Consider the following 23474-nt stretch of genomic DNA (forward strand, 5'->3'; position numbering starts at 1 on the left):
GTTCGGTGACGGATATGCAGGTGAAACCATGAACAATGATGTGACAGCGAAGCGCGAACAGATTTCGGCACTGGCCGATGGCCAATTGCACGGTGATGCGTTTGCGGATGCCATGGCGTGCACGGGCGACGATGAAGGTTTGGCCACGTGGCAGCTCTACCACCTGGTGGGTGATGTGCTGCGTTCGAACGAACTGGCGCGTGCCGATGGCAGCAGCGTGCTGCTGTCGCGCCTGCGCGAACAGATGGCCCAGGAGGCCCCGGTGCAGCGTCCGGTGGCCCTGGCGCCCGAATCCGGGTTGGCCGTGGTGGCGCAGGCGCAGCTGCCGGCAGCCAACGCCTCGGTGTTCCGCTGGAAGATGGTGGCCGGTGTGGCCTCCCTGGCGGCCGTGGCGGCCATCGGGTGGTCGTCGGTCGGTGCGTTGCAGGGTGGGCGCGGGGCGTCTGGTCCGCAGCTGGCGTCTTCCGGGGTGCCGGTGATCCAGGCGTCGCAGCAGCCCCAGGGCTTGCTGCCATCCGCGCCCCTGGTCGCCGTGGCCGACAACGAGGGGCAGCAGGTCATGATCCGCGATCCGCGCCTGGATGAGCTGCTGGCTGCCCACAAGCAATTCGGCAGCACCTCGGCGCTGCAGATGCCTGCGGGCTTCCTGCGCAACGCCACGTTTGCCTCGCCCAGCCGCTGACAGCTGCCGCTTGCCTTGGAATCGGATTGATGCCTGATCTTGCCCTGGTGGGTGCCACGGAAAGCCGGTGGTGGCGCCGAATGATCGCGGGTGTGGTGTTGTGGATGGGTGCGGCCTTGGCGGTCGTGGGTGCGGTGCCGTGCGCCCAGGCCCAGCCCGCGCAAGGGCCGTCCGCATCGGCGTTGCCGCCGATGTCGGTGGTGACCCCCGCGCGGGATATCGCCCAATGGATCGAGCGCATGCACGAGGCGCCGCGCAAGCGCTCCTATGTCGGCACTTTCGTGGTGCTGTCGTCGTCGGGCGCCATGTTCAGCTCGCGCATCTGGAATGCCTGCGATGGCAAGCAGCAACTTGAGCGCGTGGATGGCCTGAGCGGCACGCCGCGCAAGGTCTTTCGGCGCAACGACGAGGTGCGCACCTTTTTGCCCGAGGAGCGCACCGTGCGCACGGAGCGCGGGGATGCGCGGGGTCTTTTCCCGCAATTGCCGTCGGTGCAAGGCACCTCCCTGGCCAAGCACTATGAAGCCCAGGTGCTCGGGCAGGAGCGCGTGGCGGGACTGGATGCCGATGTGGTCTGGTTCAAGCCGCTCGATGCATTGCGTTTCGGCTACCGCATCTGGAGCGAAAGGGGGTCGGGCCTGGTGGTCAAGATGCAGACCCTGGCAACGGACGGCAGGGTGCTGGAGCAGGCGGCGTTCTCCGAGCTCGACTTTAACGCCTCCGTGTCCATGGATAAGCTCGCGCGCATGATGGACGATGTGTCGGGCTACAAGGTGATCGCCCCGGCTGCGGCCAAGACCACAGCGCTGGAGGAGGGCTGGCGCCTGCGGCAGCCGGTGACCGGCTTTGTGCCGCAAAGCTGCCACAAGCGGCTGGCGGCTGCGGGGCCCGCAGAGGCTGCGCCGGTGCTGCAGTGCCTGTATTCCGATGGCCTGGCGACGGTGTCACTGTTCATTGAGCCCTTCGATGTGAGGCGGCATGGCACGCAAGGCCAATTGGGCAGCGTGGGCGCCACGCAGATGCTGGGCCAGCGCATGGCGTCCGAGGCCTGGGTGACGGCCGTGGGCGAAGTCCCCATGCAGACGCTGCGCCTGTTCGTGGGTGCGCTGGAGCGTGTGCGCTGAGCCAGGGCTGCCCACCGGGGTGGAGGATTTCGGGAACCATTTGCCGTCCCCCCTTTCACATGCAGTGACACATTGAGGCGTTCCCCCACATTTCATGAAAGGTCGATGATGTCCAAGTTTGACGGGAGTATGTTGCGTGCCCTGGCCATGTCCGGCATGGTGGCAGCGGTGGCCAGCGTGGCAGTGCTGCCCCAGGGCGTGGCGATGGCGCAGTCCGCGGTGGTTCGAGGTCTGCCGGACTTCACCGATCTGGTGGACCAGGTCGGGCCCTCGGTCGTGAACATCCGCACACGCGAGAAAGCGTCGGAGCGCTCGGCCAACGGCATGGATGAGGAGATGCTGGAGTTCTTTCGCCGCTTCGGCGTGCCGATCCCCAACATGCCGCGCCAGCAACGTCCCCAGCGCCCCCAGCAGGAAGAGGAGGCACAGCCGCGCGGCGTAGGTTCGGGGTTCATCCTCACGGCCGATGGCTTCGTGATGACCAATGCCCATGTGATCGATGGCGCCGACGAGGTCATCGTGACGCTGACCGACAAGCGGGAGTTCAAGGCCCGCGTCGTGGGCGCCGACAAGCGCACCGACGTGGCCGTGGTGAAGATCGATGCCACCGGCCTGCCGGCCGTGAAGGTGGGCGACGTGAGCCGCCTCAAGGTCGGGGAGTGGGTGATGGCCATCGGCTCGCCCTTCGGCCTGGAAAACAGCGTCACGGCGGGCATCGTGAGTGCCAAGGCGCGCGACACCGGCGACTACCTGCCCTTCATCCAGACCGACGTGGCCATCAATCCCGGCAACTCCGGTGGTCCGCTCATCAACATGCGGGGTGAGGTGGTGGGCATCAACAGCCAGATCTATTCGCGCTCGGGCGGCTTCATGGGCATCTCGTTCGCCATCCCGATGGACGAGGCCATCCGCGTCAGCGAACAGCTGCGCTCTTCGGGGCGGGTGACGCGCGGCCGCATCGGCGTGCAGATCGGCAACGTCAGCAAGGACGTGGCCGAGACCATCGGTCTGGGCAAGGCGCAGGGTGCGCTGGTCACGGGTGTGGAATCGGGCTCGCCCGCGGACAAGGCGGGGGTCGAGGCGGGTGACATCATCACGCGCTTTGACGGCAAGCCCATCGAGAAGGTGGCAGACCTGCCGCGCCTGGTGGGCAACACCAAGCCGGGCACGAAGAGCTCCATCACGGTGTTTCGCCGCGGCAGCTCGCGCGACCTCAGCGTCACCATCGCCGAGATCGAACCCGACAACAAGCCGGTGGCCAAGGCGGCCGAGCCGAAAGAGGAGAAGCCCAAGGCATCGGCAGCGGCCCAGCAGCTGGGCCTGTCCGTCCTCGAGCTCACCGACGCGCAGAAGAAGGAGCTCAAGCTCAAGGGGGGCGTGGCCGTGGCTTCGGCCACTGATGCTGCTGCGCGTGCGGGCCTGCGCGAGGGCGACGTGATCCTTTCGGTTGCCAACACGGAGGTCGCAAGCCTCAAGGACTTTGAAGCAGTGGTGTCCAAGGCAGACAAGAGCAAGCCCCTGAGCGTGCTCTACCGACGTGGCGAGTGGGCCCAGTACGCAGTGATCCGGCCTCTGCGCTGAGGAAAGAAGGCCATCTGGCGGCCGTGCGCACAAGGCGGTTTCAGGAGGGCTATTCCCTCTGACTCCGGTGGGGTTTTGCCAAAAATCCCACCGGAAGCAAGCCTGCGCCAAGGGTCGAAAAAAAATTGAAAGGTTAGCTCTCGCTAACTTCTTGGTCAGTGCATCAACCAGTTTCGATAGAATACGGGTGCTTGTTCAACCATTATGTGCATATTGAACGGCGCCTGCTCCACCATGCGGGATGTACCGTGCTCATGCACAGCTGATCCACAGCTCACCCACAAGTTGTTCATCGATGCGTGGCTTGAATCTGTGAATAAACTGTGTATAAAATCCCTGTTGCAGTCAGGCAACGACCCTTTTCATGCCAGTGCCGGGCTGCTCCCGACACGCTTTTTGCCTACAATGAAGATCCAACTATCGCAGTTGCCAATGATTGTTGGTTCAGGGCGCGTCGCCACTCGACGCGCCCTTTTTTCTTGTGCGCGCCGTTTTAATTCAATTACTTGACGCTTCCCGTTGATGAACCACATCAGAAATTTTTCCATCATTGCGCACATCGACCATGGCAAGTCGACGTTGGCCGACCGCTTGATCCAGCGATGCGGCGGCCTTGCGGACCGCGATATGGAGGCCCAGGTTCTGGACTCGATGGACATCGAAAAAGAGCGTGGGATAACCATCAAGGCGCAGACCGCTGCGCTGCAGTACAAGGCGCGTGATGGACAGGTCTACAACCTCAACCTGATCGACACGCCGGGCCATGTGGACTTCTCGTACGAGGTGAGCCGCTCGCTGTCTGCATGCGAGGGCGCACTGCTCGTCGTCGATGCATCGCAAGGTGTGGAAGCACAGACCGTTGCCAACTGCTACACCGCGCTGGACCTCGGCGTCGAAGTGGTGCCCGTGCTCAACAAGATGGATCTGCCCAATGCCGATCCCGACAACGCGAAGGCCGAGGTCGAGGACGTGATCGGCATCGACGCGACCGATGCGATTCCCTGCTCGGCCAAGACCGGCATGGGCATCGACGAGATCCTCGAAGCCATCGTGGCCAAGGTGCCTGCGCCGCGTGGCAATGCCGACGGTCCGCTGCGCGCCATGATCATCGACAGCTGGTTCGACAGCTACGTCGGCGTGGTGATGCTGGTGCGTGTCGTCGACGGTCGTCTGCTCAAGGGCGAGCGCATCAAGATGATGGCCACGGGGGCTGTGTACAACGCGGACAACCTGGGCGTTTTCACCCCTGCCAACGAGCCACGCGAGTCCCTTGATGCGGGTCAGGTGGGCTACATCATCGCCGGCATCAAGGAGCTGCAGGCCGCCAAGGTGGGCGACACCATCACCCTGGAAAAGAAGCTGCCCAACAATGCCGGGCCGGCCACTGAAGCACTGCCGGGTTTCAAGGAAATCCAGCCGCAGGTGTTTGCCGGCCTGTATCCGACGGAAGCCAGCGAATACGACTCGCTGCGCGACGCGCTCGAAAAACTCAAGCTCAACGATGCCTCGCTGCACTACGAGCCCGAAGTCAGCCAGGCGCTGGGCTTCGGTTTCCGCTGCGGCTTCCTGGGCCTGTTGCACATGGAGATCGTGCAGGAACGCCTGGAGCGCGAGTTCGACCAGGACCTGATCACCACCGCACCCAGTGTGGTCTACCAGGTGGTGCGCGCAGACGGCGAGACGGTCATGGTCGAGAACCCCTCCAAGATGCCCGACCAGGGCCGTCTGGAAGAGGTGCGCGAGCCCATCGTCACGGTGCACCTGTACATGCCCCAGGACTACGTGGGCCCGGTGATGACACTCGCCAACCAGAAGCGCGGCGTGCAGATCAACATGGCCTACCACGGCCGCCAGGTCATGCTGACCTACGAGATGCCCCTGGGCGAGATCGTGCTCGACTTCTTCGACAAGCTCAAGTCGGTCTCGCGCGGCTATGCCTCGATGGACTACGAGTTCAAGGAGTACCGCGCCTCCGACGTGGTCAAGGTCGACATCCTGCTCAATGGCGAGAAGGTCGATGCGCTGTCCATCATCGTGCACCGCTCGCAGTCGCAGTACCGCGGCCGCGCTGTGGTCGGCAAGATGCGCGAGATCATCAGCCGCCAGATGTACGACGTGGCCATCCAGGCCGCCATCGGTGCCAACATCATCGCCCGCGAGACCATCAAGGCGTTGCGCAAGAACGTGCTGGCCAAGTGCTACGGCGGTGACATCAGCCGCAAGCGCAAGCTTCTGGAAAAGCAGAAGGCGGGCAAGAAGCGGATGAAGCAGATCGGTTCGGTCGAGGTGCCCCAGGAGGCCTTCCTCGCCATTTTGCAGGTGGAAGATTGATGCAGTTCATGCAAATTCTCACGGCGGCCATCCTGGCGGCCTTCGTCGGTTACATGGGTTCTTGGTACTTTGGCCTCATCGAGGGCAATTTTGCGTTGCTGCTGTTCCTGGCCACGGTGGTCACGGGGGCGTTCTGGCTGGCGGAGCGCCTGTACTTTCTGCCCCAGCGCCGCCGTGCGGCCCAGGCGATCGAAGACGCGGCTGTGCAGCGCCGGGCCGAACTCGACCGCATGGGCATCCAGAAGGTGGACGTGGATGTGCAGGAAGCCCAGGGTCGCCTGCTCATGCAGCCCTGGTGGCTGGACTGGACGGCCGGCCTGTTCCCGGTGATCGCGGCGGTGTTCGTGCTGCGCTCCTTCCTGTTCGAGCCCTTCAAGATTCCGTCGGGCTCGATGATTCCGACGCTGCTGGTGGGCGACTTGATCTTGGTCAACAAGTTCACCTATGGCGTGCGCCTGCCCGTGATCAACACCAAGATCATCGAGGGCAACAAGCCGGTGCGTGGCGATGTGATGGTGTTCCGCTACCCGCCCCAGCCCAACCTCGACTACATCAAGCGCGTGATCGGCGTGCCGGGCGACGAAGTGGCCTACCTGAACAAGCGCCTGACCGTCAATGGGCAGGCGGTGCCCACCACCAATGCGCCGGACTTCTTCGAGGAAGACAGCATGCGCTACTTCAAACAGTTGGAGGAGCAGCTGGACGGCAAGGCCCACCGGCTGCTGAACAATCCCGAGGTCCCTGCTTTCATCCAGGGCGCGAGCAATTTTGCGTACCGCGAGAACTGCCGCTACAGTGTCGAAGGCGTGGTTTGCAAGGTGCCCGAGGGCCACTATTTCATGATGGGGGACAACCGCGACAATTCGCTGGACTCCCGTTACTGGGGCTTCGTGCCGGACGCCAATATCGTGGGCAAGGCCTTTTTTGTCTGGATGAATTTCGGTAATCTCAAGCGCATCGGGCCTTTTCATTGACCGATAGCCCATTTCCATCAACATTGAGAGGGGAGAGCATGCATATCCATCGTTTCGCCAGCCGCTCGCGCCAGCGTGGCCTGTCTTTCATCGGCGTGGTCTTCATCGGCCTGATCTGCGTGGCGGCGTTTGCCATCGGCGGGCAGTCGTTGCCGATTTTTCTGGAGTACCAGGCCATCAACAAGGCCGCGGCCAAGGCGGCCAGGGAAGAGACTACGGTGCCGGGAGTCCGCGCGAGTTTCGACCGAGCCGGCACAATTGACAACATCAGCTCCATCTCTGGCAAAGACCTGGAGGTGAGCAAGCGCGGTGACAAGACCGTCGTGAGTTTCAAGTACTCGCGTGAAATCCCTCTCGTTGGCCCAGCGTTTCTTGTCTACCGCCTCGAGGGACAGACCAAGTAGTGTCCCCCAGTCTCCAAGCGTTGCAGGACCGCCTGCAGCACCCCTTTTCCGACCCCTCGCTGCTGCAACGTGCCATCACGCACCGCAGCTTTTCGGCCGACCACAATGAGCGGCTGGAGTTTCTCGGGGACTCCGTCTTGAACCTGGCGGTGGCAAGCCTGCTGTACCAGCGCCTGGGTTCACTGCCCGAAGGCGATCTCTCGCGGGTGCGGGCCAACCTCGTCAAGCAGGACACGCTGCACCAGCTGGCCCTGCGCCTGCGCGTGTCCGAGGTGTTGCGCCTGGGCGAGGGGGAGTCCAAATCCGGCGGACACCAGCGCCCCTCGATCCTTGCCGACGCGCTGGAGGCGCTGATCGGTGCGGTGTACCTCGATGCCGGGTACCTCCAGGCGGAGGCCCTGGTCCACCGCCTGTTCCAGGCCATGGAGATCAACCCGCAGATGCAGGCCGCGTCCAAGGATGCCAAGACCGCGTTGCAGGAGTGGCTCCAGGGCCGCAAAATGAAGCTCCCCCAGTATGCCGTCGTGGCCACCGTGGGGGCGGCGCACCGCCAGACATTCGATGTCGAGTGCGATATTCCCGAACTGGGCCTGACCGAGCGTGGCATCGGCGGCTCCCGCCGTGCCGGCGAGCAGGCCGCTGCGGCCGCCATGCTGGCCACACTGAAAGCAAAGAACCTATGAACGACGCCACCAACGAACCGGCCGGCGATTCCAGCCAGCCACCGGGCGCCCAGTCGCCCGCCGACCTGGAGGCGATGCTGGCCGGGGCGCGGGTGCCGGCTGCTGCGGTGGAAGGCCAGCGCTGCGGCGTGATCGCCATCGTCGGCAAGCCCAACGTGGGCAAGTCCACGCTGCTCAACGCCCTGGTGGGCCAGAAGATCAGCATCACCTCGCGCAAGGCGCAGACCACGCGCCACCGCATCACGGGCATCCGCACGCGCGAGCAGACCCAGTTCGTCTTCGTCGACACGCCGGGTTTCCAGACCCGCCACGCCACGGCGCTCAACAAGTCGCTCAACAAGACGGTGATGGGCGCGATCGGTGATGTGGACCTGATCCTCTTCGTCGTCGAGGCCGGCAACTTCACGCTGGCCGATGCCAAGGTGCTGTCGCTGTTCAAGCCCGGCATTCCCACCTTGCTGATCGCCAACAAGCTCGACATGGTCAACCGCCGTGCCGAACTGGCCCCCTGGCTCAAAAGCATGCAGGAGCGCCACCCGTTCGCCGAATTCGTGCCCATGTCGGCCAAGAACAAGGGCGACATAGAGCGCCTTTTCGGCATCTGCGCCAAGTACCTGCCCGAGCAGGCCTGGTGGTATGGTGAGGACGAGCTCACCGACCGCAGCGAGAAGTTCCTGGCCAGCGAAACCGTGCGCGAAAAGCTGTTCCGCTTCACCGGCGATGAACTGCCCTACACCTCCACCGTCGTCATCGACAAATTCGAGGAAGAGGCCAGCAAGCAGCACAAGCGTCTCGTGAAGATCGCCGCCACCATCGTGGTCGAGCGCGACAACCACAAGATGATGGTCATCGGCGACAAGGGTGAGCGCCTGAAGCGCATCGGCACCGAGGCCCGACAGGAGCTCGAAAAACTCATGGACGCCAAGGTGTTCCTCGAGCTCTGGGTCAAGGTGCGCTCGGGCTGGGCCGACGACGAAGCGCGCGTGCGTTCGTTCGGCTACGAGTGAGGGCATGACCGCCCTGGTTGTCGACGCCGTGGTGCGTTTGCGCCTTCGGCCTGACTGAGGGCTGCCTGTGGCCGTTGCCAAGCGCATTTCCGATGAGCCCGCCTTCGTGCTGCACAGTTACGACTGGAGCGAGTCGAGCCTGATTCTGGAGGTCTTCTGCCGCCGCCAGGGCCGGGTCGCCCTGGTCGCCAAGGGCGCCAAGAAGCCCACTTCCAACTTCCGGCCGGTGCTGCTGCCGTTGCAGCCGCTGTTGCTCACCTACACCCTGTCGGGCGATGGTTCGGCCGACATCCACACCCTCAAGGGGGCCGAGTGGGTGGGCGGCCATGTCATGCCCACGGGTGACGCGCTGCTGTCGGGCATGTACCTCAACGAGCTGCTGCTGCGCCTGCTCGCGCGGGCCGATGCGCACACCGCGCTGTTCGATGCCTATGCCGGGGTGGTGCGCGTGCTCGCCAGCGAGCATGGCGATGCGCTCGAGCCCGTGCTGCGCAGCTTCGAGCTGCTGCTGCTGCGTGAGATCGGCCTGTTGCCCAGCCTGGATGCGCAGACCATGACCCTGGAGCCCTTGCACCCCGGCACACGCTACACGCTGGTGGCCGAAGGGGGCTTGCGTACGGCCTCATCGGGCGACCGTGTCGCGCTGCCCGGCAGCCAGTGGCAGGCCCTGCAGGCAGCACTCGACACCAGCGCATCCAGCTACACGGCCACCTTGCGTGCCTGTGCGCCGGTGGCCGCCGAGCTCAAGCCCCAGCTGCGGGCGCTCTTGCAATACCATTGCGGCAGTCCCACGCTGCGCACCCGCCAGCTCATGATGGATCTGCAGACCCTCTGATCTACGAACCTTCCATGGCACAACTCCCGTCGCATCGCACCGCTTTGTCGGTCAACGTCAACAAGGTCGCCCTGGTGCGCAACACGCGCCACCTGGGCATTCCCAGCGTCACGCGCGCGGCGCAGGTGTGCCTGGAGGCCGGTGCCCGGGGCATCACCGTGCATCCCCGCCCGGACGAACGCCATATCCGCAGCCACGACGTGTTCCAGCTGGCCGAGCTCATGAAGGCCTGGCCCGACCGGGAGTACAACATCGAGGGCAACCCCTCGCAGAACCTGATGGATTTCATCCGCCAGGTGCGTCCGCACCAGGCGACCTTCGTGCCCGACAGCGAAGACCAGTTCACCAGCGACCATGGCTGGAGCTTCCCTCAGGATGCCGAGCGCCTGGCACCGCTGATTGCCGAATGCAGGGCCCTGGGCGTGCGCGTGAGCCTGTTCATGGACCCGACACCCGAGGCCATGGCCGCCGCCAGGGCCGTGGGGGCCGACCGCATCGAGCTCTATACCGAGCCTTATGCCGCCGCCTGGGGTACGCCCGACCAGGCAGCGCAGCTGGAGCGCTACCGCGCCGCCGCCCAGGCGGCCCTGGATGCCGGGTTGGGCGTCAATGCCGGCCACGACCTCAACCGCGACAACCTGACCGCCTTCGTGCGCGGGGTGCCCGGCGTGCTCGAGGTGTCCATCGGCCATGCGCTGATCGCCGACGCGCTGGAGCTGGGCTATGCGGCCACCGTGCGGGCCTACAACGCCTGCATCGCGGCCGCCTGAGCACTGCAGCCATGATCTACGGTATCGGCACCGACATCTGCGACGTGCGCCGCATCAAGGCCAGCCTGGAGCGCCATGGCGACCGCTTTGCCGAGAAGGTGCTGTCCGCGGGCGAGCTCGCCACCTGGCGCGCCCGCACCGCTCGCTGGCCGGACCGGGGCCTGCGCTACCTGGCCACCCGCTTTTCTGCCAAGGAGGCCTTCAGCAAGGCCATCGGCCTCGGCATGCGCATGCCCATGACCTGGCGCCACTGCGAAGTGGCCAAGCTGCCATCAGGCCAACCCGTGATCGTGCTGCACGGCGCGCTCAAGGAATGGTTCGAGGAGCGCGGCCTGCAGGCCCACCTGAGCGTGACCGACGAGACCGACTACGCGGCCAGCTTCTGCGTGGTCGAAAAAGCGCCTTGATACCTGTGGGGGCGCTTTCCCTGGCGCACCTGCCCATCCCCATTCCTTCTGATTCTCACAAGTCCATGACCGAACACGCACCCGTCATCCTCGATGTGGCCGGCACGTCCCTCAGCGCCGACGACCGCCGCCGCCTGGCCCACCCGCTCACGGGTGGCGTGATCCTGTTCGCCCGCAACTGGGACAACCGCGCCCAGCTGCTGTCCCTGACCAGCGCCATCAAGGCCGTGCGCGACGATCTCCTGATCTGCGTGGACCACGAAGGCGGCCGCGTGCAGCGCTTTCGCACCGATGGCTTCACCCACCTGCCGCCCATGCGCGCCCTGGGCGCGATGTGGATGGACGATGGCAAGGGCGCCAAGGCGGTACCCGGCAGCGGCGCCCTGCGCGCGACCAATGCCGCGACGGCCGCTGGCTATGTGCTGGGCACCGAGCTGCGCGCCTGCGGTGTGGATTTCTCCTTCACCCCGGTGCTCGATCTCGACTGGCAGGAAGAGGCTGCCGGCTCGCGCAGTGGCGTGATCGGCGACCGCTCCTTCCACCGCGACCCGCGCGTGGTATCCCTGCTGGCCAAGAGCCTCATGCACGGGCTGCTCCAGGCCGGCATGGCCAATTGCGGCAAGCATTTTCCCGGCCATGGTTTCGCCCGGGCCGATTCGCACACCGAGGTGCCGGTGGACACCCGCAGCAAGAAGGCCATCCTGGCCGATGACGCGGCCCCGTACCCCTGGCTCAGCAGCACGCTCACCAGCGTGATGCCGGCCCACGTGATCTACCCCAAGGTGGACAGCCGCCCGGCCGGCTTTTCCAGGCGCTGGCTGCAGGACATCCTGCGCCGCGAGATGCGCTTTGACGGCGCCATCTTCAGCGACGACCTGAGCATGGAAGGCGCCCGCCGCCTGGACGGCCAGCTGGTCAGCTACACCGATGGCGCGTTGGCCGCGCTGGACGCCGGCTGCGACCTGGTGCTGCTGTGCAACCAGAGTGTGGGCGATGGCAAGGCGGTGGACGAACTGCTCGACGGCCTGGCCGAGGCCCGGGCGAAGGGCCGCTGGCAGCCCAGCGTGGACAGCGAAGCGCGCCGCATCGCCCTGCTGCCCGAAACCCTTCCCCAGGCCTGGGACGACCTGATGTACCAGCCGGCCTACCTGCAGGCACTCGACCTGCTGCCCTGAACTGCGCCGCCGTCCCGGCTCAGGGCGCGGGCGTGGCGGGAGGGGACTCCTGCACCGGTGCGGAGTTCGCGGGCAGCGCGGGCATTGCCGGCGCTGCGGACTCCGCCGCTGCGGGCGGCGGTCCTCTCCAGCGCCGGATCACGCGCTGGAAGATCAGGGCATTGGGTATCTGCAGCCAGGTACCGTCCGGACCTGCATGGAGGTGGTCTTCGAGCGTGGTGTACAGCAGGTTGATGTCCACCACCCGGCCCTTGGCGCCGGGCTTCTCGGCCGTGTCCAGCACCTCGATGTAGTCGCCCACGCGGAACGGCCGCACGGTGAAGATCAGCAGTGCGCAGAACAGGTTGGAGAGCACGCTCCAGGCCGCGAAGAAGGCCACGGCACCCACGGTGGCAAAGCCCGTGAGGGCTGTCCACAGCACGGTGGCCGACACCCCCATGCGCTCGAGTACCAGCAGGAAGGCGCTGGCCACGATGGTCCAGCGGATCAACCCCTTGATGGGCACCAGCAACTCGTCGGGCAACTGGTAGTGGGCGGCGGCACGCGCCACCAGGCGCCTCAGCAGGCGCTGCAGCAGCCAGGCCACGAAAATGATCAGCAGGATCTGCAGGCCGGGCACGATCACCTCGAGCCAGTCCTGCACCCAGTCGGGCAGACGTGTTTTCAAAACATGCAGACCAGTGCTGGCCATGGGAAAAGAGCGCGAGGCCCGGAAACAACAACAGGAAATATCGCCATCAACTGCGCAACTGCTCCACGGTATCCATCTGCATCTCGAAACTGAAAAAGCGGTTGCGACCCTGGGCCTTGGCCGCGTACAGGGCCTGGTCGGCACGCATGATCATGCTCTCGGCATTGGTGCTGTCATCGGGCACGCAGGTGGTGATGCCGCCCGACAGCGTGAGCGCATCGCCCAGCGGGGAATCCGGGTGTGCGACGCCGCGCACCTTGAGCAACTGGCCCAGCGCGCGTGCAAAAGTCATGGCGCCGGAGCGCGGGGTGTTGGGCAGGATCAGTGCGAATTCCTCGCCACCATAGCGCGATGCGACATCGCGCGGCCGCACGCACACTTCGCGCAGCAGCCGGCCCACCTCCTTGAGGCAGGCATCTCCCTGCACATGCCCGCTGGCGTCGTTGAAGCGCTTGAAATGGTCCAGGTCGCACAGCATCAGCGTCAGTGGCGTGCCATCGCGCCGGGCCGACAGGATCTCGTTGTGCAGCATGCGGTCGAAGCCACGGCGGTTCACCAGGCCGGTCAGCGCGTCCACCTCCACCATCTCGTTGAGGCGCTGGTTGGCCACGTGCAGCTCGGCCGATACCGACACCAGCCGCCGGCGCATGTCCAGCAGGCGCTGCATGGCGCGCAGCTTGGCCATCAGCACGATGGGCCTGACGGGTTTGACCAGGTAGTCGTCGCCCCCCACCTCGATGCCGCGCCATACGTCGAGCTCGTTGTCCAGGCCCGACAGGAAGATGATGGGCGTCCAGTCACCGGCCTCGCTCTCGCGCATCTGCTGCGCCACCCAGTAGCCGTCCTTGCCGGGCAACTTGATGTCCAGCAGCACCAGGTCCGGGCGTTGCGCCTTGAACAGGTGCAGCGCCGCCGAGCCCTCGGGTGCCTCGAAGATCTTCGCCACCCCGGCCTGCCGCAACTCGGCCACCAGGGCTGCCCGCACCGAGTTCTGATCCTCGACCACCAGGACCGAGAAGCTGTTGCGGGACGAGGGCCCGGTGGCCGTGGCGGGGTAGGGCGCGCTGCTGGGAGTGAATGGCACGGTGACTCCTTGGTGCGAAGCTCAGGAGATGGGCAGCAGCCAGCTGCTCAGGATTCCCGTCGCAGTGCCGGGAACAGTATCACGTCGCGGATGCTGGGGCTATCCGTCAATAGCATCATCAGGCGGTCGATGCCAATGCCGCAGCCGCCCGTGGGAGGCATGCCGTATTCCAGCGCGCGCACGAAGTCGTGGTCGTAGAACATGGCCTCGTCGTCGCCACTGTCCTTGGCGGCCACCTGGGCGTGAAAGCGCGCGGCCTGGTCCTCGGCATCGTTGAGCTCGCTGAAGCCGTTGCCGAACTCGCGCCCGGTGATGTACAGCTCGAAGCGCTCGGTCACCTCGGGGCGGGTGTCATTGGCACGCGCCAGCGGCGAGATCTCCGTCGGGTGTTCCATGATGAAGGTGGGCAGCCACAGCTTGTCCTCCACCGTCTCCTCGAAGTACAGCACCTGCAGGCTGGCCAGCGAACGCGTGGACAGCTTGTTCTTTTCTTCATTCAGGCCCAGCTTCTTCAGGGCGCTGGTCAGCCAGGCGGCATCGTCCACGTGGGCACCGGCCTCGGTGTACTGGAAGATGGCTTCGCGGATCGTCAGGCGCGCAAACGGCTGCGACAGGTTCACCGCGCGGCCCTGGTAGGTCAGTTGCAGCGAGCCCGTGGCCTTGAGCGCCACCTCGCGGATCAGCGTCTCGGTGAAGTCCATCAGGTCCAGGTAGTTCCAGTACGCCGCGTAGAACTCCATCATGGTGAACTCGGGGTTGTGGCGCACCGAGATGCCTTCGTTGCGGTAGCTGCGGTTGATCTCGAACACGCGCTCGAAACCGCCCACGATCAGGCGCTTGAGGTACAACTCGGGCGCGATGCGCAGGTACATCTCCTGCTCGAGCGCGTTGTGGTGCGTCACGAAAGGCTTGGCATTGGCGCCGCCCGGGATCGGGTGCAGCATGGGCGTCTCGACTTCGAGAAAGCCGTGTTCCACCATGAACTCGCGCAGGCCGCTCACGGCCTTGCTGCGCGCGATGAAGCGCTTGCGCGCCTGTTCGTCGGTGATCAGGTCCACATAGCGCTGGCGGTACTTCTGCTCCTGGTCGGCCATGCCGTGGAACTTGTCGGGCAGCGGGCGCAGGCTCTTGGTCAGGAGGCGCAGGCGCGTGACCTTGATCGACAGCTCGCCGGTCTTGGTCTTGAACGTGGTGCCCTCGGCGCCCACGATGTCGCCCAGGTCCCAGTGCTTGAAGGCCGCATAGGCTTCCTCACCCAGCGCATCGCGGGTCACGTACAGCTGGATCTGGCCGCCGGTGTCGCCCAGCGAGCCGTCCTGCACCGTGGCGAAGCTGGCCTTGCCCATCACGCGCTTGAGCATCATGCGCCCGGCCACGCTCACCGTGGCCGGGTTGGCCTCCAGGGCCTCGGCATCCAGCGGGCCATAGGTGGCGTGCAGCTCGGCCGCCTTGTTGGCCGGCTTGAAGTTGTTGGGAAAGGCCACGCCACCGCCCTGGGCCTGCACTTCGCGCAGGGCGCGGAGTTTCTCACGGCGTTCGGCCATGAGCTTGTTGTCGTCCGGGGGCACTGGGGGGGTGTTCTGTTCAGACATAGGTGCGGTCAATGCGGTGCGCGCGTGGCGCGTCGTTGTAGGAAGGCTGCCGGGACCACAGTCCACGGCGGCGAACCTGCCATTTTATCGGCTTGGCGTGCCCGGCACGGTTTTTTGCCCCTGCGGCCGCGGTTTTCCGCCGGTCAGTGCGGCTGGCCGGGGCCGCCGCCCTCGGCGCGGGCAGGCCGCAGCACGGCATCCGCCGTGCGCACGAGGATCACCAGGTCCTGCCACAGGCTGGGGTTTTGCGCATAGCGCGCGGCGTAGTCCAGCTTCACGGGCAGGATGTCTTCCACATAGGTGCGCTCGGGGTCGGCGCTCTGCGCCAGCAGCGCACTCTCGTTGCGAAAGGCGATGGAGGCCAGGTCGGTGATGCCCGGGCGCACGCTGAGCACGATGGCGCTGATCTCGGCCGGGTACATCGCCACGTAGTGCGGCACCTCGGGCCGGGGGCCCACCAGGCTCATGTCGCCCTTGAGCACGTTGAGCAGCTGGGGCAGTTCGTCGAGCTTGCTGTGGCGCAGCCAGTGGCCCGCGCGCGTGATGCGCGCATCCTCGCCAATGGTGATCGCCGGGCCGGTTCGATCGGCACCGGTGCGCATGGTGCGGAACTTGTAGATGGTGAAATGGCGCCCATGCCGGCCCACCCGCTCCTGGCGGAACAGCGCACCACCGGCCGAATCACAACGCACCCAGAGCGCGATGGCCAGCAGCACCGGGCCAAGCGCCAGCAGGGCACTGCCCGCAACCCCGATGTCCAGCAGGCGCTTGAGCATCCTCACCCCAGCAGGGTCTGCAGGGCCGCTATCACACGGTCCTGGTCGGCATCGCCCATCGCGGTGAACAAGGGAATGCTCACCATGGCCTGGTAGGCCGCGTCGGCCTGCGGGAACATCGCAGGCGTGAGCGCATAGCGGTCGCGCCAGTAGGGGTGGCGGTGCAGCGGCACATAGTGCACGCTGGTGCCGATACCGAGGTCCGACAAACCCTGCACCAGTGCATCGCGCGACAGGCGTGCGCCTTGTGTCAGGCGGATCACGTACAGGTGCCAGGCATGCACGTCGCCCGCAGGGGCTTGTGCCGGCAACTCCAGGGGCAGGTTTTTCAGGCCGGCGTGGTAGCGCTGTGCCAGGTATTGGCGCCGCTCCACGAAGGCCGGCAGGCGCGCCAGTTGCTGCACCCCCATGGCCGCGGCCACGTCGGTCATGTTGTACTTGAAGCCCGGTGCCACCACCTCGTAGTACCAGGCGGGTGTCTTGGAGGTGAAACGGTCGAAGGCATCGCGGTTCATGCCGTGCAGGCGCATCACGCGCATGCGCCTGGCCAGGTCCGGGTCGCGCGTCACTGCCATGCCGCCTTCGCCGGTGGTGATGGTCTTGTTGGCGTAGAAGCTGAACACCGTGACATCCGAGGCCAGTTGCCCCACCAGCGTGCCCTTCCAGGTCGTGGGCAGGGCATGTGCCGCGTCTTCCACCACCTTGAGGCCGTGTTCCTTCGCAATCGCCAGGATGGCATCCATGTCGCAGGCCAGGCCACCGTAGTGCACCGGCATGACGGCCTTGGTGCGCGGCGTGATGGCGGCGCGCACCCGGGCCGGGTCCATGTTCAGCGTCACCGGGTCCACATCCACCAGCACCGGGTCGGCACCGAGGTAGCGCACCACCTCGGTCGTGGCCGTGAAGGTCAGCGTGGGCGCGATCACCTCGTCGCCCGGGCCGATGCCCAGGGCTTCCAGGGCCAGGTGCAGGCCGGCCGTGGCCGAGTTCACGGCCAGGCTATCCACGCCGCCGCCGAGGTAGTCGGTGAAGGCCTGCTCGAAGGTCCTGGTCTGCGGCCCGGTGGTGACCCAGCCCGAGCGCATGGCCTCGGCAACCGCATTCACCTCGGCATCGCCGATGTCGGGGCGGGCGAAAGGGAGGAAGGGCAGGGCGGCAGTGTCAGCGTTCGGCATGGTTGGATGGCAAAGGTTTGGCGGGGACAGTGCCACGGCCGATGGCGTGGTATTCCAGCCCCGCGGCATGCAGCTCGGCGGGCTCGAAAAGGTTGCGGCCATCGAACACCACGCGTTCGCGCAGCGTGGCGGCCAGGTGGGCGAAGTCCGGGCTGCGGAACTCCTTCCACTCGGTGGCGATGACGAGCGCGTCCGCGCCCTGCAAAGCCGCATCGGCGAGCTGCGCGAAAGAAAGGCCGGGGCGTTCGCCCAGGGCCTGGCGCGCCTGGTCCATGGCCTGGGGGTCGTAGGCAACGACCTCGGCGCCCAGGGCCAGAAGGCGCTCGATGATGGCCAGGCTCGGGGCCTCGCGCATGTCGTCGGTACCGGGCTTGAAGGCCAGGCCCCACAGCGCAAAGCGCCGCCCCGCTAGGTCGGGGCCGAAGCGCGCGGTGATCTTGTCCGTGAGCACCTGTTTCTGGCGCTCGTTCACGGCCCGCACTGCAGGCAGGATGTGGAACTCCTGCCCCGCGTCCTGCGCAGTCCGGATGAGCGCGCGCACATCCTTGGGAAAGCACGACCCGCCATAGCCCGTGCCTGCGTAGAGGAAATGCGTGCCGATGCGTGGGTCCATGCCGATGCCGGTGCGCACGTTCTCGATGTCGGCCCCAAGCTTCTCGGCCAGCAGCGCCAGCTCGTTCATGAAGCTGATGCGCGTGGCCAGCATGGCATTGGCCGCGTACTTGGTGAATTCGGCGCTGCGCACGTCCATCACCACCAGGCGGTCGCGGTTGCGCATGAAGGGCGCGTACACGGCGCGCATGAGCTCGGTGGCGCGTTCGTCCGCGCTGCCCACGATCACGCGGTCGGGCCGCATGAAGTCCTGTACCGCGCTGCCTTCCTTGAGGAATTCGGGGTTGGACACCACCGCAAAGTCGGCCGGCAGGCCGCGGCCTGCCAGCACGCCGGCCACCGCGTCGCGCACCCGGTCGGCCGTGCCCACGGGCACCGTGCTCTTGTTGACGATGAGCTTGTAGCCCGCCATGCGCTCGGCGATCGAGCGCGCCGCTGCCAGCACATGCTGCAGGTCGGCCGAGCCGTCCTCGCTCGGGGGCGTACCCACGGCGATGAACTGCAGCATGCCGTGTGCCACGGCACGGTCGATGTCGGTCGTGAACTCCAGGCGGCCGCTGCGCGCGTTGCGCAGCACCACGTCGAGCAGGCCGGGCTCGTGGATGGGCAACTGGCCCTGGTTCAGCGCGGCGATCCGGCGCGCATCGAGGTCCAGGCACACCACGTGGTTGCCCATCTCCGAGAGACAGGCCCCGGTGACAAGGCCCACATAGCCGGTGCCGATGACGGTGATTTTCATGGAGCGTGATTCAGTGCGGTGCGAAGCAGAGGGTCAGGCCGGCTTGGCCAGCCAGGTCAACCGGTGGGTGCGCAGCGGGTACAGCAGTACGGATGCCGGCGCGAGGCAGGCCGCAGGCAGCCGGCGCGCAATGGGCGGGGCCAGCGTGGTCCGCCGCGACTGCACCGCCTGCGCGTGGGGAAACAGGCGGCGCAGTTCGGTCAGGGGCACGCCGCGCACGTCGGGATTGCGGGGATTGTCCACGATGAAGTCATAGACCAGTACGCCGCCGCCCGGAGCCGCCCAGCGCCACAGGGTCTCTGCCATGTGCTTGCGGAAGGCCGGGTCCAGCAGCGAGCTGAACAGGGTGAAGGCCAGCACGGCATGCTGGCTGTCCTCGGCCACGGGGGCCAGCGTGGCATCGCCCTCGGTGATGCGCACGGCACCCGGCAGCGCGGCGCGCGCCTGCGCGGCACGCTCGGTGATCAGCTCCAGCCCCTGCAGGCGTGCCGGGCTGGCACCCAGGCGCAGCAGGTCCTGCAGGTTGCCGCCCGCGCCGCAGCCGACCTCGGTGATGGCCAGGTCCGAGAGGCTGGTCCAGCCATGGGCGTTCCACAGCCGTACCAGGGCGCGCAGGCGCTCCTGCTGCGCCTGCAGGGCCGAGGCGCTGGCCATCAGCTGGTAGCGCAGGGCATCCTGTGCGGCATCGCGGCGCGCATAGCGCGCCTGCACGGCCTGGGGTTCGCCGGGGTTGCTCATCGCGTGATCCGGGCAAATTGGGCCGAGGGCGCGCGCGCGCGCAGCACGTCCCACAGGCCGCGCCAGGTGCCCAGGCCATAGGCCACATGGTATGCGGCGATCACCACCGGCAGCCGCGCCAGCAATTGCCAGCGGCCTGCACTGCGCGCAGCCGACACCGAGGCCAGGCCCACGTAGGCTGCATACAGCGCCACCAATGCGGCCAGCGGCAGCGCGGTCCAGGGCAGGCACAGCGCGAACAGGCCGAGCGCGGCCACGAAGGCGGCGGGTACCAGCTGCCGCACCGAACCGGCCTGTCCGTGCTTGCGCACCACGAAAGGGCGCCAGTAGCCATACTGCCGCTGCTGCGCGAACAAATGGCGCAGCGAGTTGCGCGGGTGGTAGAGCGAATGGATCAGCGGGCTCTGCCAGATGCGCCCGCCCGCCAGGCGCAGGCGCAGGTTGTGCTCGTCGTCCTGGTTGCGCACCAGGGCCTCGTCGAAGCCGCCGATGCGCTCGAACACGGCGCGCGGCCAGCAGCCCAGGTAGACCGTGTCCACCTCGCCGTCGAACCCGGTGTCGCGCGAGCGCGCGCCACCCACCACCCAGCGGCACTGGAAGGCGGCGGCCACGGCTTGGCCCATGGGCCCCGTGCCTTCGGCCACCCAGGGGCCGCCCACGTTGTCGGCGCCGGTGCGTTGCAAGGTCTCGATGCAGCGCGCCACATAGTCGGGTGCGAAGCGGGTGTGGATGTCCAGCCGCACGATGACTTCGCCCCGTGCGCGTGCAATGCAGGCGTTGAGCCCGGTGGAGACGATGCGCCCGGGGTTGTCCACCCACTGCAGCCTGTCATCCTGCGCGCTGCGCGCAACCAGCAACTCGCGCGTGCCGTCGTCGCTGCAGCCATCGGCCACCAGCACTTCCATCTGCCAGCTGGGCGGCAGCACCTGTGCCAGCGCGCTGTCGCAGAAGGCCGCGATGTGGGCCGCCTCGTTGCAGCAGGGCGCGATCACGCTGACCCATGCCGGGGTGTCCTGGGGCCGGCTCATGGCGTGCCCATCCGTTCTCGGTAAAGTCGGTCCATCGTATCCATCTGTACGGCACGGTCGCCGTCGCGCGCAATGCGCTGCGTGTTCTCCTGGCCGTGGCGCTGCGCCCCTCCATCGTCGGCAACCAGCGCCTCCAGGCAGCGGGCCAGGGCGGCCGCATCGCGCGGTGGCACCAGCACGCTGGCATCGAGCCAGGCACGGTTGGCGTCCAGGTCGCTGGCCACCACGGCCAGGCCGCAGGCCATGCTTTCGAGCACCGAGACCGAGGTCGCGTCGCTCGTGGGCACCGAGACGGAGATCTTGCACTGCGCCAGCACCCGCGCCATGCCCGCATCGTCCAGCCGGCCGTGAAAGACCACCTGCTGCTCCAGCCCCCTGGCGCTCACCAGCGCGCGCAGCGCGGCTTCCATCGATCCGCCGCCCAGCAGGTGCAGTTGCACCCCTGCTTCGGGATGGCGCGCCACCAGGGCGGCCACCGCCTCGACGATGGTGTCGATGTTGTAGTTGGGTTCCCAGGAGCGCAGGCTCACGAGCTGCAGCCCGGTCTTGCCGGCCCAGGGCACCGGCGCAAAGCGCGCAAGGTCCACGCCCCAGTGGATCTCCTGCACAGGGCAGGCCAGGCCGTAGGCCTGGGCCGCGTCGATCAGGCTCTGCGAGTCACCGGTGATCAGGTCGGCCCGGCGCAGGCTCCAGCCCGTGAGCCAGCGCATCAGCGCGCTCTTGTGCGGCGTCACCAGCAGGTCGCTGCCCCAGGCCGTCATCACCAGCGGGTGGCGGCCACAGCGGGCCGCCAGGTAGCCGTAGGAGGTGATGTAGTGCGCGTGCACGATGTCGGGCGCCAGCGCCTGCACGTAGCGGCGTGCCTGCCCCACGCGCAGCAGCCAGTCGGTTGAGCGGCGCACGGGCGCCAGCACCTTCTGCTCCACCCCCTCGATAGGCTCCGGGCGGGCCGTGACCAGTGATACCCGGTAGCCGCGCGCGCGCATCTCCGCCGCCCAGCGCCGGATGTGCGGGCTGTTGGCATCGCCCAGCAGGCACAGGTGCTTCTGTGCCTCAGCCATGGGGTTGCTCCGGCCCGGCGGTGGGCAGTTCTCCCGCCCAGGCCTGGTAATGCTGTGCCCATTCGGGGTACTGCGCCAGCAGGGCCGCATCGGCCGTGCGCACGTCGCCCACCTGGCGTGCCGGCGCGCCGGCCATCACGGCAAATGCCGGTACTTCGCCGCGCACCTGCGAGTAGGCGCAGATCAGCGCCCCGCGGCCGATGCGCGTGCCGGCCTCGACCAGGCTGTGCGGCCCGACGAAGGCATAGGCGCCGATGTGCACGGCCCCCTTCACGTAGCCGGGCACTTCACCACCCGCATGGGTTGCGTAGCCGCGCCCGAGCAGCCGGATGGAACGGTGCGAGCTGTGGGTGACGATGCTCACGAAATTGGTGATCTGCACTCCCTCGTCGATCGTGAGACCCGCGGTGGCGTCGAGAAAATTGAACTGGCCGATGAACACGTGGTCCGCGAGCGTGAGGCCCGGCTCCCCCTCGATGCAGGTGCTGGGCGCGATGCGCGTGTGCGCCAGCAGCACGCCGCCCGGCGTGCGCTCGCCGAACACCATGCGGTACATCAGCGCCTGCCAGATCCGGCGCCGTGCGCGGTTAAGCCAGGCTTTCATCGGGGATGTTTTTCCAGTGGGCAAGGGTGAGGAAGTAGTAGGCGAAGTAGGGCAGCATGGAGGCCGACAGGCCCCAGGCCGCACCTTCCAGGCCGCCCAGGGCCAGGCCGGCCAGCAGCCCGGCAAAGAAGGCCAATTGTCCCACCAGTGCCAGGCGCAGCGCCCAGGCCTGCGCGCGCCAGGCCAGTGTGGTCACCGACAGCGGCGAGGCGATGAAGTGCAGGGCGATGTAGGGCGCGATCGCGCGCACCAGCGGGCCCGCCTCGCTCCACTGCGCACCGAACGCGGTGGTGAACAGCCAGGGTCCCCAGAGCATCAGCACGGCTGCCATCGGCAGGGCGATGGTGGCCAGCGCCAGCATGCTCTTGCGCACCAGGGCACGGGCCTCGCCCGCCGTGCGGGCCTGCAGCAATTGGGGGTACAGCGCCTGCGAGAGCGCGCCGCCGAGCAAGGTGGCCGGTGCCTTGAGGTAGCGCAGCGACAGCGCCCACAGGCCCGCTGCCGCACCACCCGCCCAGGCCGCCACGGCGATCAGTGTCAGCGTGTCCTGCAGCGCACCCATGAAGGCATGCGGCGTGTTGAGCAGCGGAAAGTCGCGGTGGCGCGCCGCCATGGCGCGCAGCGATGCCCAGGGGGTGCTCCACAGCACCGCCCAGCCCCCGGCAGGAGCCGGCCTGGCCAGTGCGGCTGCAGCCACCAGCCCTGCGGCCACGGCACCGGCCAGCAGACCTGCCGTGCCCACCTTGAGCAGGCCCAGTGCCAGCTGCAGCAGGGCGCCGCCGCCATGCTGCACCAGGCGCGCGACGGACAGCAGGCCAAAGCGCTGCGAGCGCGTGGCCCACAGCGTGAGCCACTGCGTGGCCGCGATGGACAGCACGGCCAGGGGCAGGGCCCAGGCCAGCGGCTTGCCCTGCAGCACGGCGATGACCCCGCCGGCCACCAGCGTGCCGGTCGTGGCCAGCAGCAGCAGGCGCGCGCACAGCGCCATCAGCTCGGCCGCACCCGGTTCGGTCTTTTCCAGCGGCAGCGCGAACTCGTAGCGCGCGCAGCCGACCACCGCCACATTGGTCGCCAGGGCCCACAGCAACGCGAACTGGCCGAATTCGGCGGGGGTGTACAGGCGCGTGAGGGCAGGCCCCAGCAGCAGCGGCAGCGCATGGGCCACCACACTGCCGGTCAGCAAGGTCGCCGTGGCACGCAACAGGGTGGAGCTCACTTCAGTGATCCATGGCGCTGCGCGCCACCTGCAGCCCCCGAAACCGGCACGCACAAGGCCAGTGCCCCCGTGCAAGGGCTGCCCCGCCGCAAGGGCGGCGTGTCCAGCGCTTGCACCGGGGGCGTCCCCCTCCCAGATTGCGAAGCAAACTGAGAGAGGGGGAAGGCGTGAAGCGACTCAGGGGG

Annotated in this window: 23 protein-coding genes; 12 read left to right on the top strand and 11 right to left on the bottom strand. The window is 67.1% G+C overall.

The annotated features are described in order from the left end of the window. Window positions 1–28: 28 nt before the first annotated feature. The 12 genes from AC07PF_RS15960 to nagZ all read left to right on the top strand — a co-directional run bounded on the left by AC07PF_RS15960 (window position 29) and on the right by nagZ (window position 11973). Window positions 29–682, top strand: a complete 654-nt coding sequence (locus AC07PF_RS15960) for a sigma-E factor negative regulatory protein (RefSeq protein ID WP_007848146.1) — start codon at window positions 29–31, stop codon at window positions 680–682. Window positions 683–711: 29 nt separating this feature from the next. Beyond that, window positions 712–1806, top strand: coding sequence for a MucB/RseB C-terminal domain-containing protein (locus AC07PF_RS15965; protein WP_494612541.1), 1095 nt, complete (start codon window positions 712–714; stop codon window positions 1804–1806). Window positions 1807–1914: 108 nt separating this feature from the next. Beyond that, on the top strand, window positions 1915–3387 hold the full coding sequence (locus tag AC07PF_RS15970; RefSeq protein WP_494612542.1) for a Do family serine endopeptidase: 1473 nt from the start codon (window positions 1915–1917) through the stop codon (window positions 3385–3387). A 522-nt stretch (window positions 3388–3909) separates the two neighbouring features. Further along, window positions 3910–5718, top strand: a complete 1809-nt coding sequence (gene lepA, locus AC07PF_RS15975; protein WP_007850122.1) for a translation elongation factor 4 — start codon at window positions 3910–3912, stop codon at window positions 5716–5718. After that, window positions 5718–6692 (top strand): signal peptidase I, encoded by a 975-nt coding sequence (lepB, locus tag AC07PF_RS15980; RefSeq protein WP_145696860.1) that lies wholly within the window; start codon window positions 5718–5720, stop codon window positions 6690–6692. The genes lepA and lepB overlap by 1 nt, the downstream gene beginning before the upstream one ends. Before the next feature lie 38 nt (window positions 6693–6730). After that, complete coding sequence (locus AC07PF_RS15985) at window positions 6731–7096, top strand: DUF4845 domain-containing protein (protein WP_007850118.1); 366 nt, start codon at window positions 6731–6733, stop codon at window positions 7094–7096. Next, entirely contained in the window at window positions 7096–7779 is a 684-nt protein-coding gene (gene rnc, locus AC07PF_RS15990) for a ribonuclease III (RefSeq protein WP_108016326.1), read from the top strand. Before AC07PF_RS15985 ends, rnc begins: the two co-directional genes overlap by 1 nt. Then, window positions 7776–8786 (top strand): GTPase Era, encoded by a 1011-nt coding sequence (era, locus tag AC07PF_RS15995; protein WP_007857071.1) that lies wholly within the window; start codon window positions 7776–7778, stop codon window positions 8784–8786. The genes rnc and era overlap by 4 nt, the downstream gene beginning before the upstream one ends. 67 nt (window positions 8787–8853) lie before the next feature. Next, window positions 8854–9621 carry a DNA repair protein RecO gene (recO, locus tag AC07PF_RS16000; protein WP_494604603.1) on the top strand — a complete coding sequence of 256 codons (768 nt, stop codon included), beginning with the start codon at window positions 8854–8856 and terminating at the stop codon, window positions 9619–9621. Between the two features lie 14 nt (window positions 9622–9635). After that, window positions 9636–10391: a pyridoxine 5'-phosphate synthase gene (locus tag AC07PF_RS16005; RefSeq protein WP_494612543.1), complete on the top strand. Its 756-nt coding sequence runs from the start codon at window positions 9636–9638 to the stop codon at window positions 10389–10391. 11 nt (window positions 10392–10402) lie between these two features. Beyond that, complete coding sequence (acpS, locus tag AC07PF_RS16010) at window positions 10403–10798, top strand: holo-ACP synthase (protein ID WP_007857074.1); 396 nt, start codon at window positions 10403–10405, stop codon at window positions 10796–10798. Between the two features lie 65 nt (window positions 10799–10863). Next, window positions 10864–11973, top strand: coding sequence for a beta-N-acetylhexosaminidase (gene nagZ / locus AC07PF_RS16015; RefSeq protein ID WP_494612544.1), 1110 nt, complete (start codon window positions 10864–10866; stop codon window positions 11971–11973). A 19-nt stretch (window positions 11974–11992) separates the two neighbouring features. Here nagZ and AC07PF_RS16020 read toward each other — a convergent pair whose 3' ends face one another. From AC07PF_RS16020 to AC07PF_RS16070, 11 genes are all read right to left on the bottom strand, one after another. Next, a complete protein-coding gene (locus tag AC07PF_RS16020) occupies window positions 11993–12664 on the bottom strand; it encodes a mechanosensitive ion channel family protein (protein WP_494612545.1) in 672 nt (223 codons plus the stop codon). 46 nt (window positions 12665–12710) lie between these two features. Next, complete coding sequence (locus AC07PF_RS16025; protein WP_494612546.1) at window positions 12711–13748, bottom strand: GGDEF domain-containing response regulator; 1038 nt, start codon at window positions 13746–13748, stop codon at window positions 12711–12713. 47 nt (window positions 13749–13795) lie between these two features. Then, window positions 13796–15340, bottom strand: a complete 1545-nt coding sequence (gene lysS, locus AC07PF_RS16030; protein ID WP_494612547.1) for a lysine--tRNA ligase — start codon at window positions 15338–15340, stop codon at window positions 13796–13798. Between the two features lie 143 nt (window positions 15341–15483). Continuing rightward, on the bottom strand, window positions 15484–16116 hold the full coding sequence (locus AC07PF_RS16035; RefSeq protein ID WP_494612548.1) for a sugar transferase: 633 nt from the start codon (window positions 16114–16116) through the stop codon (window positions 15484–15486). 2 nt (window positions 16117–16118) lie between these two features. After that, window positions 16119–17291 (bottom strand): DegT/DnrJ/EryC1/StrS family aminotransferase, encoded by a 1173-nt coding sequence (locus AC07PF_RS16040; RefSeq protein ID WP_494612549.1) that lies wholly within the window; start codon window positions 17289–17291, stop codon window positions 16119–16121. Continuing rightward, complete coding sequence (locus AC07PF_RS16045; RefSeq protein WP_494612550.1) at window positions 17278–18642, bottom strand: UDP-glucose dehydrogenase family protein; 1365 nt, start codon at window positions 18640–18642, stop codon at window positions 17278–17280. Before AC07PF_RS16045 ends, AC07PF_RS16040 begins: the two co-directional genes overlap by 14 nt. Window positions 18643–18675: 33 nt before the next feature. Then, complete coding sequence (locus AC07PF_RS16050) at window positions 18676–19380, bottom strand: class I SAM-dependent methyltransferase (protein WP_494612551.1); 705 nt, start codon at window positions 19378–19380, stop codon at window positions 18676–18678. Then, window positions 19377–20408, bottom strand: coding sequence for a glycosyltransferase family 2 protein (locus tag AC07PF_RS16055; RefSeq protein ID WP_494612552.1), 1032 nt, complete (start codon window positions 20406–20408; stop codon window positions 19377–19379). The genes AC07PF_RS16050 and AC07PF_RS16055 overlap by 4 nt, the downstream gene beginning before the upstream one ends. Then, window positions 20405–21469 carry a glycosyltransferase gene (locus tag AC07PF_RS16060; protein ID WP_494612553.1) on the bottom strand — a complete coding sequence of 355 codons (1065 nt, stop codon included), beginning with the start codon at window positions 21467–21469 and terminating at the stop codon, window positions 20405–20407. Before AC07PF_RS16060 ends, AC07PF_RS16055 begins: the two co-directional genes overlap by 4 nt. Next, window positions 21462–22073: an acyltransferase gene (locus AC07PF_RS16065; RefSeq protein ID WP_494612554.1), complete on the bottom strand. Its 612-nt coding sequence runs from the start codon at window positions 22071–22073 to the stop codon at window positions 21462–21464. The genes AC07PF_RS16060 and AC07PF_RS16065 overlap by 8 nt, the downstream gene beginning before the upstream one ends. Then, window positions 22057–23289, bottom strand: a complete 1233-nt coding sequence (locus AC07PF_RS16070) for a lipopolysaccharide biosynthesis protein (protein WP_494612555.1) — start codon at window positions 23287–23289, stop codon at window positions 22057–22059. Before AC07PF_RS16070 ends, AC07PF_RS16065 begins: the two co-directional genes overlap by 17 nt. Between the last annotated feature and the right edge of the window lie 185 nt (window positions 23290–23474).

The organism is Acidovorax sp. GW821-FHT10A04, assembly GCF_059415825.1.

What these genes read in the sequence shown, in the direction of transcription:
- AC07PF_RS15960 (WP_007848146.1), top strand. Translation starts at nt 29, where the DNA reads ATGAACAATGATGTGACAGCGAAGCGCGAACAGATTTCGGCACTGGCC.
- AC07PF_RS15965 (WP_494612541.1), top strand. Translation starts at nt 712, where the DNA reads ATGCCTGATCTTGCCCTGGTGGGTGCCACGGAAAGCCGGTGGTGGCGC.
- AC07PF_RS15970 (WP_494612542.1), top strand. Translation starts at nt 1,915, where the DNA reads ATGTCCAAGTTTGACGGGAGTATGTTGCGTGCCCTGGCCATGTCCGGC.
- lepA (WP_007850122.1), top strand. Translation starts at nt 3,910, where the DNA reads ATGAACCACATCAGAAATTTTTCCATCATTGCGCACATCGACCATGGC.
- lepB (WP_145696860.1), top strand. Translation starts at nt 5,718, where the DNA reads ATGCAGTTCATGCAAATTCTCACGGCGGCCATCCTGGCGGCCTTCGTC.
- AC07PF_RS15985 (WP_007850118.1), top strand. Translation starts at nt 6,731, where the DNA reads ATGCATATCCATCGTTTCGCCAGCCGCTCGCGCCAGCGTGGCCTGTCT.
- era (WP_007857071.1), top strand. Translation starts at nt 7,776, where the DNA reads ATGAACGACGCCACCAACGAACCGGCCGGCGATTCCAGCCAGCCACCG.
- AC07PF_RS16005 (WP_494612543.1), top strand. Translation starts at nt 9,636, where the DNA reads ATGGCACAACTCCCGTCGCATCGCACCGCTTTGTCGGTCAACGTCAAC.
- acpS (WP_007857074.1), top strand. Translation starts at nt 10,403, where the DNA reads ATGATCTACGGTATCGGCACCGACATCTGCGACGTGCGCCGCATCAAG.
- nagZ (WP_494612544.1), top strand. Translation starts at nt 10,864, where the DNA reads ATGACCGAACACGCACCCGTCATCCTCGATGTGGCCGGCACGTCCCTC.
- AC07PF_RS16020 (WP_494612545.1), bottom strand. Translation starts at nt 12,664, where the DNA reads ATGGCCAGCACTGGTCTGCATGTTTTGAAAACACGTCTGCCCGACTGG.
- lysS (WP_494612547.1), bottom strand. Translation starts at nt 15,340, where the DNA reads ATGTCTGAACAGAACACCCCCCCAGTGCCCCCGGACGACAACAAGCTC.
- AC07PF_RS16035 (WP_494612548.1), bottom strand. Translation starts at nt 16,116, where the DNA reads ATGCTCAAGCGCCTGCTGGACATCGGGGTTGCGGGCAGTGCCCTGCTG.
- AC07PF_RS16040 (WP_494612549.1), bottom strand. Translation starts at nt 17,291, where the DNA reads ATGCCGAACGCTGACACTGCCGCCCTGCCCTTCCTCCCTTTCGCCCGC.
- AC07PF_RS16045 (WP_494612550.1), bottom strand. Translation starts at nt 18,642, where the DNA reads ATGAAAATCACCGTCATCGGCACCGGCTATGTGGGCCTTGTCACCGGG.
- AC07PF_RS16050 (WP_494612551.1), bottom strand. Translation starts at nt 19,380, where the DNA reads ATGAGCAACCCCGGCGAACCCCAGGCCGTGCAGGCGCGCTATGCGCGC.
- AC07PF_RS16055 (WP_494612552.1), bottom strand. Translation starts at nt 20,408, where the DNA reads ATGAGCCGGCCCCAGGACACCCCGGCATGGGTCAGCGTGATCGCGCCC.
- AC07PF_RS16060 (WP_494612553.1), bottom strand. Translation starts at nt 21,469, where the DNA reads ATGGCTGAGGCACAGAAGCACCTGTGCCTGCTGGGCGATGCCAACAGC.
- AC07PF_RS16065 (WP_494612554.1), bottom strand. Translation starts at nt 22,073, where the DNA reads ATGAAAGCCTGGCTTAACCGCGCACGGCGCCGGATCTGGCAGGCGCTG.